The organism is Pseudomonas yamanorum (genome assembly GCF_900105735.1).
In the GTDB taxonomy this organism is placed as follows: Bacteria; Pseudomonadota; Gammaproteobacteria; order Pseudomonadales; family Pseudomonadaceae; genus Aquipseudomonas; species Aquipseudomonas yamanorum.
The window spans coordinates 2,204,472-2,220,316 of sequence record NZ_LT629793.1; the positions used below are offsets into that span (position 1 = coordinate 2,204,472).

Here is a 15,845-nt window from a genome sequence, read left to right on the forward strand (position 1 = left end):
GATCCCGCCCCCCACCGCGTCTCACTCGAACTCAGCGTCAAATGACCTGCCGTTGCCCAACTCGCCCGGAATACCGCCGGCCCGACGCTCAGCGCTCGCAATACATTTCAAAGTCAGCGCTCAGCAAGCCTTCATCACTGATCACGACAACCTCACGACCGCCATGCAACGGCTGCATAGCCAGCAACCGAACTTCAAGAGTTTCCAGCTGCAGCAACTGGCCACAATGTTTACCGGTCAGCCCCAACTCAATCCACCAGAGTTGACCTTCAAGCGCTGGATTCAACAGAGTGATGGCAGTATCAAGACACTCTCTGAGCAACCACTCCTGGATGCGCTGGATAAAAAGATTGCAGGGCTGGCGAGCAATACCGACGAAGACGCCAACGTACTGTCGGGCGTATTCACCCGAGTCAGCACCAGTGAACCGCCCACTTACATCAACACAACGCACTCGTTAAGCACCATCGCCCAGCGCATCACCGAGCAATACCCCGAGACGGTACGGAAATTCTGGACGACACCACGTCTATCAATCACAGACCCGCGTGTACCAAAGGCGCCACAGGACGAATTGCTGCACCTGCACAAGCAACAACTGTCGACACTGGCTGCGCTGCGTGCAAGCGATAGCACCCTGAGCCCGACCAGCAAAAAACTGATCGATACGGCACTGCAATACCCCACCTTGGCCGAACGCGAGCAGGTCTTTGCCAATGGCGCTCGCCCTGGTGTGTACCCGCTTACCCTGGATGACGGCACCGAACACGGTGCGTTACTCGCGGGCTGCTTTCTGATCACTCAAACGGATGGATCCTTTGCCAACCCACCGGCCTGGCCCAATGGCAGATCTCTGGCGCTCAACGATGCCAATGGCCCAGTCGTGCTGTACACACCCGGCGAAGGATTCGAGGAGTTCGCCACACCTGCCCAAGCACGCGAGGCGGTGGCGCAACGTCTGGATCAAGGCGGATCAAGTAAGGATTTGCTGTTGCAGACCCTGCCACTGTCTCTGCAAAACCGGCCTGATCCTCCCACCGGGGACGACCTGATGCTCAGCGCCCAGCCGCTGCGAGGAGACGTGCTGGCCGCAGGAGTACCCGAGATGCTCAAGCGCCAGCAGGCCGAGATCAACGCGAGTCTGGCCAAAACACCCGCCCAATCCACCCTCCCATTGCACAAGGCCATTGATGAGGCTGCCGACTGGTCCTATTTGCTTGACGGCAGCAATGCCGTGCTGGCCCGCAACCAGAAACTGGCCGAGAGCCTGCAACCCGAGTGGATGAAAAACCTGACTCCGGGTCAGGAAGCGTTCTATGCCTATCTGGAACAAGGCGAGGAAAAAAGCGCGAACGCACTGAATTCCCTGCTTGAGACGATTCCCTCACTGGCTACCTTCGCCCGAGACCGGATGAACGCAGTGATAACACAGCTATACCCGACGGCAGAGGTGGATGCCGATCAGTTGATGGTCCAAGCGCAAACCAGAACCCGGATTCATACGGGCCGGCCAGGTCCCGCTCAAGAGCCATCAGTCGCACACACACGCCTGTCGCTGGCCGATCTTGCCCTGAAAAACCCAACCGGGTTCCCCACGGGCGAACCTTCCGGATTTACGCAGATCACGTTCAAACTGCCGCTGGTCGACAGGCAGGGCAACCCGATACTGGGCACTGACGGCAATCGGGTAGTCCTGGACACCCATCAGCTCAAAGCATTGGTCAATACGGCCGATGTAGGCGGCGAATACACCCGCCTGCTGAAGAAGGAACTGGCGACGGACGCGACGTCGGGGCCCGCCGCGGAAAGACGCAAGGCCTGGAAAACCAGCCAGACGAACCAGATGTATAAAGAGTTGCTTCTCTCGGAGTTCAACCCTGCTGCCTATAAGACTGAGGCGAAAGAAGACAAAAACACCAAACGCGCAGAGCAATGGGTCGCGGCCGTGGTGTACCACCCAGACCCGGCCAACCGCCCATCCGTCGACGGCCAGTCCATCGTCGCCCATACCCTCCTCCAAAGGGGCTTGCCCGTACAGGGCGTCATGGTGATTGCCAACGGCACAGACCCAGAGCGGGTGTTGTACACACCGGATGCGCCCGACGGTTTGAGCTTCCGCGAACTGGCAGACCAAAACGCACTCAACACCCTGCTGGATAAAAACGAATGGAAGCTCTACACCGCGAACCGGAAGTCGCCAGTCAATAAGGATGACATCGCCAAGGCAAGGGACGCGCTCAAACAGCAAGCCAGCGCTCTGGGCACCAATCCGGCCGCCACCATCGAAGCATTCGTCAAGACTCTCAAGCTTACGGGCGCCTCCAATACCCTCACACCCATAACCGGCAACGTTCAGGATGCGTTGTACAAACAAAAGGTACAGCTACTGGTCGATAAAGCCGACCACCAGTCAGTCAGCAGCGCTGAAGTGGCGGCGCAATCGACGGCAAACAAGATCCAGTTCGGCATTGAAGTCGCTACGATATTCCTCGACCTGCTGCCGGTATTGGGCAAAGGCGTGTCCACAGCTGCCCGGCTAGGAAAGGCCGGGGTAACAGCGCTGCGTGCCAACGCAAGGGTACTGCCCAAACTGATCAAGCATCCGGCGCTGGCGCGCGCGATCTATGCTGATTTTGCGACGTCGGCGACGGGCATCCCGGTGATTCGCACCTCGCAACTACGACCGGAGGTAAAGCTCCCCATGCTCACAGCACCGCCGCCGTTGGTGATCCCGCCACCGGCGCCAAGCTCGAGCCGCTCGCACGTCGTCACGACGAGCACTCCACCAGCAGCACCACTCTCAAGTACAGGCCGTGACCTGAGCCGCTATGCCGTGCCGGATAGGCTGATCCAGGGGCGCCCGCTGCGGCCGGACGGCACTTACAACGTCGGCGACCATTGGTATGTGCGCTTTACCGACAACACCGGGGTGAACAAGGTGTACCAGATCGATTCGGCATTTCACGCACGCAGCGGACGGGTCAATATCGTCGACCCGAATGCCGCGTCAACGGCGCCCAAAAGCAGCAAAATCGTGGCCTCCGTGCAATCCGGAGGAGAAGGCGAATGGCGGCTCAACGAACTACCGGGAGGAGTAAAGCAATTACCCGAAACCGAGTATGTCAACCGCAGCAAAGGGCGGCTGATCGAGGCCGATTTCACTGAAAAAGGTCTGCCCGTCGCCAGGCTTTGGTTCAGGCGGGATGCCCAGCGCTTCTATCAGAACATGGTCGCAGGCGGACAAATGCCGCCACGTCCGCCTCGTCTTGCGCTTGAGCCCGGCGCATCGCCCGCCGATCTCTTTCGTGAAGGTTTTAAAACCAATGACGTGGTCGTACTCGGTGAGCTTCACACCGAAATCGCCAGCTTCCAACTGATCAAAGAGAATATGCAGACCCTCAAAGAAGCCGGCGTCACTACCCTCGCCCTTGAAAATGTCGAGTACAACGCTGCGGGCGCAGTCGTCGATGTGGGCATGGGCAATGGCCGACCAGCGGGAGCATCGCCAACACTTTCCGAGTTGTATGACCTTGCTCGTGAACACGGCATAAAGATTAAACCCCTCGACCATCATTATCTGACCCGACGCTCGGATATGGCAGATTTCTACAAAAACGTCGGAGACAACGATCGGGGCATTACTCGCCTGCAGGAGTTCAACTACTACGCCACGCGCATGCTGCAAAACCGCCAGCCAGGCGAAAAGGTGCTGGCCGTGGTCGGCAGGTCTCATATGAACACGGCCCGCAACGTTCCAGGAGTGGCCGAACTCACGGGCGGAATAGGAGTAGGCGTCTACCCGGCAACAACAACCGACAAAAGCATTGCCATCAGTGGCCCTTCAATCCGCCGAGACGCCGGAGCCAGCGTAGCGAATAACCATACGGCCGGTGACTACCAGATTTTCCAGAAAGTCACTTGAGGCGATCCAGGGACGCATGGGCGAATTCATCACCATTGCGTCCCACCGCACAAGCACTCGATGCTGATACACCTCGCCCTTTTAAATTGCAAAGCCGTGTAAAGCGGCGCAACAAACAAAACCATTTTTCACAAAAACAACAATAAATATCCCTAAAACTGGATTTCTGAAGAAATCCTATCAATTTTTCCAGAACCCTTGCCATCTCCGCTGGCCACGATTAGGGTTGGACCTATGAAAACCTCTCACACCCTCATTCAGCTCCGCCAGCACCGCAGCCTGTGCCTCGTCAGCGCACGACTGCCAGGCTGAATCGATCTGCCTCGTCTTCCGCTTTTCCCCCAATAACAGTTTTACGGCAGGCCGCCTTTTTTCGGCCCTTAAACAAAGGATTTCCCGATGAGCATGCTCAAAGACCCGTCTTCGAAATACCGCGCGTTCCCGACCATTGATATCCCGGACCGCACCTGGCCGTCGAAGACCATCACCGCCGCGCCGATCTGGTGCAGTTCCGACCTGCGCGACGGCAACCAGTCGCTGATCGAACCGATGGACGCGGTGAAAAAGCTGCGCTTCTGGAAGACCCTGGTCGCCGTCGGCGTGAAGGAAATCGAAGCCTCCTTCCCGGCCGCATCACAAACCGATTTCGACTTCGTGCGTACCCTGATCGAAGACAATCACATCCCCGAGGACACCACTATCCAGGTGCTGACCCAGGGCCGTGAAGACTTGATCGCACGCACCTTCGAATCCCTGCGCGGGGCGAAGAAAGCCATCGTTCACTTGTACAACGCCACGTCGCCGTCGTTCCGCCGCATCGTGTTCAACCAGGACAAGGACGGCATCAAGGCCATCGCGGTCAACGCGGCCAAGCTGTTCGTCAAATACGCCGCCCAGCAGCCGGAAACCCAGTGGACCTTCGAGTACTCGCCAGAGACGTTCAGCGCTACTGAGCTTGAGTTCGCCAAGGAAGTCTGTGACGCGGTGATCGAGGTCTGGAACCCGACGCCTGAGCACAAGGTGATCCTCAACCTGCCGGCTACCGTCGAGTGCGCCACCCCGAACATCTATGCCGACCAGATCGAGTGGTTCGGTCGCCATATCAACCGTCGTGACAGCGTGATCATCAGCCTGCACACCCACAACGACCGTGGCACCGGCGTGGCCGCTACCGAATTGGGCCTGATGGCCGGCGCCGACCGTGTCGAAGGCTGCCTGTTCGGCAACGGCGAGCGTACCGGTAACGTCGACCTGGTGACCGTGGCGTTGAACATGTACACCCAGGGCCTCGACCCTCAGTTGGACTTCTCCGACATCGACGGCATCCGCAAAGTCGTCGAAGAGTGCAACCAGATCCCGGTTCACCCGCGTCACCCGTACGTCGGCGACCTGGTTCACACCGCCTTCTCCGGCTCCCACCAGGACGCCATCCGCAAGGGCTTCACCCAGCAGAAAGACGACGCCCTGTGGGAAGTGCCGTACTTGCCGATCGACCCGGCGGACATTGGCCGCAGCTACGAGGCAGTGATTCGTGTCAACAGCCAGTCGGGCAAAGGCGGCATCGCTTACCTGCTGGAGCAGGAATACGGCATCAGCTTGCCGCGCCGCATGCAGATCGAGTTCAGCCAGGTGGTACAGGCCGAAACCGACCGCGTGGGCCTGGAGATGACCGCCTCGCAGATCTACAGCTTGTTGCAGCGTGAATACCTGCAAGCCAACATTCCTTACGCGCTGGTCAGCCATCGCTTGCAGGAAGAGAACGGCAACAGCTCGGTGGAAGTTGAAGTCTCCGGCAAGGGCCAGGGCGAAACCAACCTGCGCTGGCACGGCAAAGGCAACGGCGCCCTTGAAGCGCTGGTGGCCGGCCTGCCGATTGGTGTGGAGATCATGGACTACAACGAACACGCGATTGGTGCCGGCACCAATGCCAAAGCCGCTGCTTACATCGAGCTGCGGGTGAACGGTGAGCGTCCGGTGCACGGCGTGGGCATTGATGAGAACATCACCACGGCGAGCTTCAAGGCAGTGTTCAGCGCGCTGAACCGCTCGTTGAGCCAGCTGGAAGCGAAAGCGGCGTAAACACTGACCGCTGAAATGCAAAAGGCCCCGGGATGAGAATCCAGGGGCCTTTTTATTGGAGTTCGAAATTTGTGGTGACTGTCAGGGCCTCATCGCGGGCAAGCCCGGCTCCCACAGGGGAATGCATTCCTCCAGACGATTCAGATCAAATGTGGGAGCCGGGCTTGCCCGCGATAGCGATCTCCCAGGCGATGGAGGTCCTTTAGACAAACTCAAAGCTGTCCGCATCCAGGTTCGCCGGGAAGCGTGTGCGATACTCCGCCAATTCCGCTGCATCCAGGCACACCTGGAACACCCCGTCCGCCTCCCCTGCGCTCAGCAGGCTTTCGCCCTGGAAGTCCACGACCTGGCTGTCGCCGGTGTAGGCAAAACCCTTCCCGTCCGTGCCCACCCGATTTACCGCCGCCACATAGCACAGGTTTTCGATGGCCCGTGCCGGCAACAAGCGGTTCCAGTGCTGACGCCGAGCGCCCGGCCAATTGGCGGTGTACAGCAGCAAGTCAGTGTCCTGGGCGTCACGGCTCCACACCGGGAAGCGCAGGTCGTAGCAAATCAACGGACGAATCCGCCAACCCTTGAGTTCAAACTGCACCTGACGCTCGCCCGGGGTGTAGTGGTCGTGCTCACCGGCCATGCGGAACAGGTGACGCTTGTCGTAGTGCAGCACCTCGCCATCCGGGCGCGCCCACAGCAAGCGATTGCGGTGGCTGCCGTCGGCGGTCTGGATGATCACGCTGCCGGTGATCACCGCGTTGTACTTCTTCGCCTGGGCCTGCAGCCATTGATGAGTGGGGCCGTTTTCAGGCTCGGCGAGGGTTTCCGATTCCATCGAGAAACCGGTGGTGAACATCTCCGGCAACACGATCAGGTCGGCGCCCTGGGCCTGGTCCAGCAGCAGTTCGAAATGCTCCAGGTTGGCCTGGCGGTCGTGCCAGGCCAGGGTGGTTTGCACCAGGGCAATGTTCAGGTTGGGCAGTGCACTCAGATCACGCATAGTTTCTCGGCTGCTTGACGCAGCGTCTCCTCGCGTTTGGCAAAGCACAGTCGCACCAGGCGCTGGCCTTGCGGTGGGTTCTGGTAGAACACCGAGACAGGGATAGTCGCCACGCCATGTTCGCGGGTCATCCACAGCGACATGGCGACGTCATCCAGGTCCGGGCGAATCTGTGAGTAATCCACCAGTTGGAAGTAAGTTCCGGCCACCCGGGTAAAGCTGAAACGCGATGGTTCCAGCAGATCGCAGAACAGGTCGCGCTTGGCTTGATAGAAAGCCGGCAATTCCTCTACGTGTTCCGGGTGTTCGGCCATGAAGTCTGCCAAAGCGTACTGCAATGGGGTCACGCCGCAAAAGTTGACATATTGATGCACCTTGCGCAGCTCGGCGCTGAGGGCCGGAGGCGCAACCACGTAGCCGGTTTTCCAGCCGGTGACGTGGTAGGTCTTGCCGAAGGAGCTGACCACGAAGGCGCGTTGGTACAGCTCCTCGTGGGCCAGCACGCTGACGTGGGGCACGCCGTCGAAGACCAGGTGCTCGTAGACCTCGTCGCTGACCAGGTAGATATCGCGGTCGCGGATCAACTCGGCCAACTGGTCCAGCTCGGCGCGGCTGATCAGGGCACCGGTGGGGTTGTGCGGGCTGTTGAGGATGATCATGCGGGTGCGCGGGGATAGCGCCGCCTTGATCTGTTCGAAGTCGAGGGAGAAGTCATTCAGGCCCAGCTGCACATGTATGCAGCGACCACCCGCCAGCTCAACCGAGGGCTCATAGCTGTCGTAGGCCGGATCGAACACGATCACCTCATCACCGCTGCGGATCACCGCCTGGATCGCGCAGAAGATCGCTTCAGTCGCGCCAGGGGTGATGGTCACTTCGCTGTCGGCATTCACCGTGGCGCCATAGCTGCGGGCGATCTTGGCCGCTACTTGCTGACGCAGTACCGGCAGACCGGTCATGGGCGCGTATTGGTTATGGCCAAGGGCAATGTGCTTGCCCACCGCATCGAGCAAACCCTGAGGCCCATTGAAGTCGGGAAAGCCTTGGGACAGGTTGAGCGCACCGGTTTCGGCGGCGAGTTGCGACATGGTGGTGAAGATGGTGGTGCCGACATTCGGCAGCTTACTGGTGATCATCGGTGCGCCCCTTGCGGTGAGCCCCAAGTTTTAAGCTGCATGCCACGAAGGGTCAACCGCCAGGCACAAAAAAGGGCTCTTAAAGAGCCCTTTTTCAACCGATCAGGATCAGCGCTTGTCGCGGCGCTTTTTGTCGGCTTTCTTGTGGTGCGTCATCATCCGACGCTTTTTGTTGACCTGGCGGTCGGTGAGGCTGTTCTTGTTACCTTCGTACGGGTTCTCGCCACCCTTGAACTCGATACGGATCGGCGTACCGACCAGTTTCAAGACACGGCGATAGGTGTTTTCCAGGTAACGCACGTAGGACTTCGGCACCTTCTCCAGCTGGTTACCGTGAATCACGATAATCGGCGGGTTGGCACCACCCAAGTGAGCGTAACGCAGCTTGATCCGACGGTTGTTGACCATCGGCGGCGCGTGCTCGCTGACCGCATCTTCCAGAATCTGGGTCAGGCGGTTGGTCGGCCAGCGGGTAACCGCGGACTTGAACGAGTTCTGCACCGAGGCGTAGAGGTTACCCACGCCGGTACCGTGCAGTGCCGAGATAAAGTGGATATCGGCAAACTCAACGAAGAACAGACGACGCTGCAGCTCGACCTTGACGTAGTCGCGCTCGCTTGGCGTCATGCCGTCCCACTTGTTGATCGCGATCACCAGGGCACGACCGGCTTCCAGGGCAAAGCCCAGCAAGTTCAGGTCGTGGTCTACCACGCCTTCGCGGGCATCCATGACGAAGATCACCACGTTGGCGTCTTTGATCGCCTGCAGGGTTTTCACCACGGAGAACTTTTCAACTTCCTCGTGGATCTTGCCGCGCTTGCGCACACCGGCGGTGTCGATCAGCGTGTACTTCTCGTCGTTACGCTCGAACGGGATGTAGATACTGTCGCGCGTGGTGCCGGGCTCGTCGTAGACGATTACCCGATCTTCACCGAGCATACGGTTGACCAGGGTCGACTTGCCGACGTTCGGACGGCCGATGATCGCGATCTTGATACCGTCTTTTTCGCTTGGGCCAGGAATGCGCTTGGCTTCCTCGCCTTCGGCAACGATTTCTTCTTCGCCTTCGACTTCATCCACGTCATCACGCGGGAAGTCGCGCAGGGCGATTTCCAGCATCTGGGTGATGCCGCGACCGTGGGCACCGGCGATCGGGATTGCGTCGCCCAGGCCCATCGGGCTGAACTCGGCGCGGGCCATTTCAGGATCGATGTTGTCGATCTTGTTGGCCACCACATAGGAACGCTTGTTGCGCTTGCGCAGGTGCTCGCCAATCATCTGGTCAGCAGCGGTGTAGCCCGCGCGGGCGTCCACCAGGAACAACACGACATCAGCTTCTTCAATGGCCAGCAGCGACTGCTCGGCCATCTTTTCGTCCATGCCATGCTCGTCACCGGAGATACCACCGGTGTCGACAATAATGTAGGAGCGCCCTTGCCACTTTGCCTCACCGTATTGGCGATCACGGGTCAGACCGGACAAGTCGCCGACAATGGCGTCGCGAGTCCTGGTCAGGCGGTTGAACAAGGTGGACTTGCCGACGTTCGGTCGGCCCACCAGGGCGATTACGGGAACCATGCGGCTCTCCACTTCGTTATTTCAGAAAATACAAAAGCCGCTGCAAGGCAGCGGCTGGTGCTCGGGGCAGCATATTCAAATGCCGCATGCCCCGCCGAAGCGGGGCCGCCTGGGTGTTACCCCAAGCATAGTCAAACCATTACTTGATGGTCAGCGCTTCCAGTTTGCCGCTGTTGCCATACACGTAAAGCATGTTACCCACTACCAGCGGACGGGCACGCAGGCCGTCACTGTCGATACGTTCGCGACCGACGAAGCGACCGTCCACCTGGCTCAGCAGGTGCAGGTAGCCTTCAAAGTCGCCTACCGCTACGTAGCTGGAGAACACTTCCGGTGCCGACAACTGACGGCGAGCCAGGGAGTCGTTGCTCCACAATGCAGTGGTGGAACGCTCGTCGACACTTTCAACGGTGCCAGACGCCAGGCTTACGTAGACGCTGCCAAACCCTTGGGCGACACCGGCGTAGCTGGAAGCATCACGCTGCCAGTTGATCCGGCCGCTTTGCACGTCCAGCGCCGCGACGCGGCCCTGGTAAGTGGCGACGTAGAGGGTATCACCCGACAGAAGCAAGCCACCGTCGATGTCCACTACGCGATCCAGTTCCGAACGACCCTGAGGAATAGCAACCCGGGTTTCCCAGGCCGGCACGCCGTTCTGGGTGTCCAGGGCGACCACTTTACCGGTCGACAGGCCTGCCAGTGCGAGGTTGCTGGTCACAACCGGACCGCTGGTACCGCGCAAGGTCAGGACCGCCGGCGTGCTGTCGTACAACCAGCGCTGGTTACCGGTGGCGGCGTCGAGGCCGATCACGCGGTCATCCTGGGTTTGCACGACAACGATGTCGCCGTTGGTAGCCGGTGGCGAGAGCACTTCACTGGTCACGCGAGCGCGCCATTTCTCTTCACCGGTGCTCTCGTCCAGCGCCACCACATCGCCTTTCAGCGTGCCGAGCAGCACCATGCCGGAACCCACGCCAACGGCGCCGGACACAGGCAAGTCGAGATCTTTCTTCCATTTGACGTCGCCGTTCATGCGGTCCATGGAGACCACAACGCCGGTGGAGTCAGCAGCGAAGATGGTGTCGCCGTCGATAGCCGGAACCATCAGGTTGTAGAGATCGCCCTGACCGTCACCAATGGAGCGGCTCCACTGCTTTTGCAGGACCACTTCTTCCTTGAAGCTGGTCAGCTCGGCCGGAGGCAGTTCTTTTTTGCTGTTGCTGCTGCAACCCGCGGCCAAAACGGCCAGAGCCAGCAATGCTGCATGTTTCCAACGGATCACGTCACGCATCCCCTTTGGCCAAGTCGTCGAGCTTGATTTGTAAGCCACCGACCGCCGCTTCATCAGACAGCGCCGCCTTGGCTTTTTGGTACGCAGCATTGGCTTCGTCGGTACGACCCAATTGGACCAGGAGGTCGCCCTTGAGCTCTTCACGAGTGGCCAGGAATGCCTTGTCAGCATCGCCGTCGAGCAGTTTCAGTGCGTCGTCGGCCTTGTTCTGTGCCGCGAGTACCTGAGCCAGACGCTGACGTGCGATTTCACCCAGTGTCGGATTGGCCGGCTTGTCGGTGATGGCTTTCAGCTCGGAGGCTGCGTCATCCAGCTTGCCGTTGTCGACCGCAACTTTTGCGACGAACAGGCTGCCGTATTGCGCGTAGGTGCTACCGCCGAACTCGCTCTTCAGCTTGCCGGCCAGGTCTGCAACCTGAGCAAGGTCAGGCTTGCCGTTTGGCGTCAGCGTGGTTTCCAGCAGTTGCTGATAGATAATCGAGGCGCCTTGCGACTGGTTAGCCTGATACTTGTGCCAGGCTTGCCAGCCGAACACCACTACTAAAGCCAGCAAACCGCCAGTGACCAGGGGCTTGCCGTTGCGCTGCCACCAGTCTTTGAACTCGGCCAGCTGGTCATCATCAGTACTCGACACCCCAATACTCCTTAATCGCTAAATCGGCTGTTTGACAGCTTCAACCCTGCACGATGCAGGTGGCCAGGTGCGCTGTAAGCGCATCAAAGGCAATGCTTTGTTGTTCACCCTGACCACGCAGGGGTTTGAAACTTACCACTTGCTGGGCCAACTCATCATCACCCAGGATCAGTGCATACAACGCACCGCTCTTGTCGGCTTTCTTGAACTGGCTTTTGAAGCTGCCAGCACCGGCATTGACTTGCAGGCGCAGGTTCGGCAGTTGGTCGCGCAGCTTCTCGCTCAGGGCCAGGGCAGCCAGTTCGGCCGCCTCGCCAAAGGCACAGAAGTACACGTCCACCTGACGGGATATTTCTTCGGGGACCTGCTCCAGGGTTTCCAGCAGCAGGATCAGCCGCTCGATGCCCATGGCGAAACCAACACCGGTGGTCGGCTTGCCGCCCATCTGCTCGACCAGGCCGTCGTAACGGCCACCGGCACACACGGTGCCCTGGGCGCCGAGCTTGTCAGTGACCCACTCGAACACGGTCTTGCTGTAGTAATCGAGGCCACGCACCAGTTTCGGGTTGATGACGTATGGAATACCGGCTGCATCCAGGCGAGCCTTGAGGCCCTCGAAGTGGATGCGGGACTCTTCGTCCAGGTAGTCGGCCATTTTCGGCGCGTCCACCAGTACGGCCTGGGTCTCGGCGTTCTTGGTGTCCAGTACCCGCAGCGGGTTGGTTTTCAGGCGACGCTGGCTGTCTTCGTCCAGCTTGTCCAGGTGGCCCGACAGGAATTCCACCAGGGCTTCGCGGTAGCGGCCCCGGGATTCGCTGGTGCCCAGGCTGTTGAGTTCAAGCTTGACCGCATCGCGGATGCCCAGCATGCCCCACAGGCGCCAGGTCAGCACGATCAGCTCGGCGTCGATGTCCGGACCGTCGAGGTTGAACACCTCCAGGCCGATCTGGTGGAACTGGCGGTAACGGCCTTTTTGCGGACGCTCGTGGCGGAACATCGGGCCGATGTACCAGAGCTTCTGCGGCTGACCGCCGCCGGTGAGGCCATGCTCGAGCACCGCACGCACGCATGCGGCAGTGCCTTCCGGACGCAGGGTCAGGGAGTCGCCGTTGCGGTCTTCGAAGGTGTACATCTCTTTTTCGACGATGTCGGTCACTTCACCGATGGAGCGCTTGAACAGCTCGGTGAACTCGACGATCGGCATGCGGATCTGCTTGTAACCGTAGTTATCCAGCAGGCGCGCGACAGTGCCCTCGAAGTAGCGCCACAGGGGCGTCTGCTCAGGCAGGATGTCGTTCATGCCACGAATGGCTTGCAGAGACTTGCTCACATCTAATCCTTAAATTCGTTCTTAGCCGCGCGCGATCAGCGCTGCGTCAGCCGCGACCTTTTCGGCCGCTTTCTGGCGGATCAGCCGTTCCAGCTCATCCACCAGATTGTCATTCGTCAGTTTCTGCGACGGCTTGCCGTCGATGTAAATCAGGTTTGGCGTACCACCAGTCAAGCCCACATGGGCTTCTTTGGCCTCGCCCGGCCCGTTGACCACACAGCCAATCACCGCAACATCCAGCGGCACCAGCAGGTCTTCGAGGCGTACTTCCAGTTCGTTCATGGTTTTCACCACGTCGAAGTTCTGTCGCGAGCAGCTCGGGCAGGCAATGAAGTTGATGCCACGGGAACGCAAATGCAGGGATTTGAGAATGTCGTAACCGACTTTCACTTCCTCTACCGGGTCTGCCGCGAGGGAGATGCGAATAGTATCGCCAATCCCGTCGGCCAGCAGCATACCGAGACCCACCGCAGATTTCACTGTGCCTGAACGTAAACCGCCGGCTTCGGTGATACCCAGGTGCAATGGCTGGACGATTTCCTTGGCCAGCAGGCGGTACGCTTCTACCGCCATGAACACATCGGAAGCCTTTACGCTGACCTTGAAGTCCTGGAAATTCAGGCGCTCAAGGTGTTCAACGTGGCGCAACGCGGACTCCACCAGTGCTGCCGGAGTCGGCTCGCCGTATTTCTTTTGCAGGTCTTTTTCCAGGGAACCGGCGTTGACGCCGATGCGGATTGGAATCCCGCGATCACGGGCGGCATCCACCACGGCGCGAACCCGGTCTTCACGACCGATGTTGCCCGGGTTGATCCGCAGGCAGTCGACGCCCAGTTCGGCCACGCGCAACGCGATCTTGTAGTCGAAGTGGATATCGGCGACCAGCGGAACCTTGACCAGTTGCTTGATGCGGCCAAAGGCTTCGGCAGCGTCCATGTCCGGTACGGAAACTCGCACGATGTCGACGCCCGCCGCTTCCAGGCGATTGATCTGGGCAACAGTGGCCGCCACGTCATTGGTGTCGCTGTTGGTCATGCTTTGTACTGCGATGGGGGCATCGCCGCCCACCGGCACCGAGCCGACCCAGATCTTGCGCGATACGCGACGTTTGATTGGAGATTCGCCGTGCATGACTTTATTGTCCCAACTTCAGGCGAGCAGTCTCGCCACTGGTGAACGGCGCCACGTCCACAGGCTGGCCGTTGTAGGCCACTTGCGCGCCACGGGCAAAGCCCAGACGCAGCGTCAAAGGAGGCTTGCCGCCCTGGTCAAGTGTATCTCCCTTACGCTTCAGACCACTGAACAGCACTTTGCCGTTGCCATCGGAGACTTGCGTCCAGCAGTCAGCGACGTAGGTAATTTGTACTCGGCCATCACCGGCGATAAGCGCTGGGGTGGTTGGCGCGGAAATCGCCGGGGCGGCCGGAGCGGCTGGAGCCGGAGCCTGCGCCGGGGCGGCTGGCGTATGAGCCGGAGCAACTGGCGTCGCGGCGACCACTGGAGCGGGAGCGACAGGAGTCGTGGCAGGTGCAGTAACCGCTTCAGTAGCAGGCTGCTCGGCGCTCGGCTCTGCCTCAGGCGCCGCCTGGCCCTGGGCCACGGCCTGGTCTTCCGGCTCGTCCAACGGATGAATCTGGGTGGTGCCGTCGGCGCTTTCGACTTCGACGTGCTCCATGGCGTTGGTGGACAGATCCTTGCCACGCTGGGAGGTCTGATCCTGCCACCATACAAAACCACCACCGATCACGGCGATCAGCAGCAACAGGCTGACAATTCGCAATATCGTGTGGGAAACGCGCACAGGCTCTTCAATGCGCCCCAGGCCATGGACATTGCTGCCCTGGGAATCGGTACCGGTGATCTGGTCGAATTCCTGGACCAATGCGGCCTGGTCGATACCAAGCAACTTGGCATAGGCGCGGATATAGCCGCGGGCAAAGGTATGCCCTGGCAGCTTGTCGAACGCGCCAGCTTCAAGGTTGCCCAATGAAGTCGTGGTCAAATTGAGCTTGAGGGCCACTTCTGCCAGCGACCAACCATTGCTTTCGCGGGCCTGACGCAAGGTCTCGCCTGGGTTTCCACGATTAGCTGCTACAACTTCCGGGTGCGCCGCTTTCATCATTGCTCCGACAGGTATTGCTGATATTCCGGCGTACCGGGATAGAGTCGTTCGAGTTGCTGGCCAAAACGTGCGGCCTTGTCGCGTTCTTCATGAACCGTCGCCAGGCGCGCACCGAGCAATAGACTACGTGCATTTTGCCCGCTCAGCAGGCTAAAACGCTCGTAATAGTCACGTGCCGGCACATAATGCCTGTCTTCGAAGGACAACTCAGCCATTTCGAGCAAGGCTCGAGGCTGGCGCTGGTTCAGGTGCAGGGCCTTTTCCAGTTGCTGGCGGGCGGTGTCGCGCTGGCCGAGAAGCATTGAGGTCACCCCAAGATTCTCGAAAACCCGCGAGCGCTCAGGATAGAGGGTATCGGCCGCAGCCTGCTGGAAATATTCGGACGCCTGTTGATAACGTTTCTGCGCAAACAAAAAACTGCCGTAATTATTCAGCAGTCTTGGGTCGCCAGGACGTATAGCCAGGGCCTTTTGGAAATATTGATCGGCCAATTCAGGCTCGGCCTGGGCCTGGAACACCAAGGCCAACGCAGCATTGGCGTCTGCGTCGCTGCCATCTAGTTCAAGGGCCTTCTTCAGCGGCACCTTGGCCTGTTCGGCCATCCCTTGCTGCAAGTACCCCAAGCCCAACTGCACATAGGCAGCACGCGCCTCGTCACGGCCCTTGCCGGTTTGCAACGGGCTGTCATGGCCCGATGAAACACAGCCAGCCGCAAGGCTGGCAACAAGCAAAAGCAGCGCAAGGCGCAAGGGCATAGAG

11 protein-coding genes are annotated in these 15,845 nt (G+C 59.7%); 2 read left to right on the forward strand and 9 right to left on the reverse strand.

Annotated features, from left to right (window positions below):
• Positions 1-163: 163 nt before the first annotated feature.
• Together BLU46_RS10595 and leuA are read left to right on the forward strand one after the other, a co-directional pair.
• Entirely contained in the window at positions 164-3,922 is a 3,759-nt protein-coding gene (locus tag BLU46_RS10595) for a membrane-targeted effector domain-containing toxin (RefSeq protein WP_197680880.1), read from the forward strand.
• A 399-nt stretch (positions 3,923-4,321) separates the two neighbouring features.
• On the forward strand, positions 4,322-6,001 hold the full coding sequence (gene leuA / locus BLU46_RS10605) for a 2-isopropylmalate synthase (RefSeq protein WP_063032988.1): 1,680 nt from the start codon (positions 4,322-4,324) through the stop codon (positions 5,999-6,001).
• Between the two features lie 202 nt (positions 6,002-6,203).
• Here leuA and BLU46_RS10610 read toward each other — a convergent pair whose 3' ends face one another.
• From BLU46_RS10610 to pilW, 9 genes are all read right to left on the reverse strand, one after another.
• The gene (locus tag BLU46_RS10610; RefSeq protein WP_093201365.1) at positions 6,204-6,995 is read right to left on the reverse strand and encodes an amidohydrolase; all 792 of its coding nucleotides are present in this window, start codon (positions 6,993-6,995) and stop codon (positions 6,204-6,206) included.
• Positions 6,983-8,131, reverse strand: a complete 1,149-nt coding sequence (locus BLU46_RS10615) for a pyridoxal phosphate-dependent aminotransferase (RefSeq protein ID WP_063032990.1) — start codon at positions 8,129-8,131, stop codon at positions 6,983-6,985. Before BLU46_RS10615 ends, BLU46_RS10610 begins: the two co-directional genes overlap by 13 nt.
• A 108-nt stretch (positions 8,132-8,239) precedes the next feature.
• Positions 8,240-9,709: a ribosome biogenesis GTPase Der gene (gene der / locus BLU46_RS10620; RefSeq protein ID WP_003209661.1), complete on the reverse strand. Its 1,470-nt coding sequence runs from the start codon at positions 9,707-9,709 to the stop codon at positions 8,240-8,242.
• A 139-nt stretch (positions 9,710-9,848) separates the two neighbouring features.
• Positions 9,849-11,000 (reverse strand): outer membrane protein assembly factor BamB, encoded by a 1,152-nt coding sequence (gene bamB / locus BLU46_RS10625; RefSeq protein ID WP_017478666.1) that lies wholly within the window; start codon positions 10,998-11,000, stop codon positions 9,849-9,851.
• The gene (locus tag BLU46_RS10630) at positions 10,993-11,634 is read right to left on the reverse strand and encodes a YfgM family protein (RefSeq protein ID WP_010176862.1); all 642 of its coding nucleotides are present in this window, start codon (positions 11,632-11,634) and stop codon (positions 10,993-10,995) included. The genes bamB and BLU46_RS10630 overlap by 8 nt, the downstream gene beginning before the upstream one ends.
• Before the next feature lie 40 nt (positions 11,635-11,674).
• Positions 11,675-12,964, reverse strand: coding sequence for a histidine--tRNA ligase (gene hisS / locus BLU46_RS10635; protein ID WP_093201369.1), 1,290 nt, complete (start codon positions 12,962-12,964; stop codon positions 11,675-11,677).
• Positions 12,965-12,985: 21 nt separating this feature from the next.
• The gene (gene ispG, locus BLU46_RS10640) at positions 12,986-14,095 is read right to left on the reverse strand and encodes a flavodoxin-dependent (E)-4-hydroxy-3-methylbut-2-enyl-diphosphate synthase (RefSeq protein ID WP_017478664.1); all 1,110 of its coding nucleotides are present in this window, start codon (positions 14,093-14,095) and stop codon (positions 12,986-12,988) included.
• Between the two features lie 4 nt (positions 14,096-14,099).
• Entirely contained in the window at positions 14,100-15,083 is a 984-nt protein-coding gene (locus tag BLU46_RS10645; protein WP_093201374.1) for a RodZ domain-containing protein, read from the reverse strand.
• Entirely contained in the window at positions 15,083-15,841 is a 759-nt protein-coding gene (gene pilW / locus BLU46_RS10650; protein WP_093201378.1) for a type IV pilus biogenesis/stability protein PilW, read from the reverse strand. Before pilW ends, BLU46_RS10645 begins: the two co-directional genes overlap by 1 nt.
• Between the last annotated feature and the right edge of the window lie 4 nt (positions 15,842-15,845).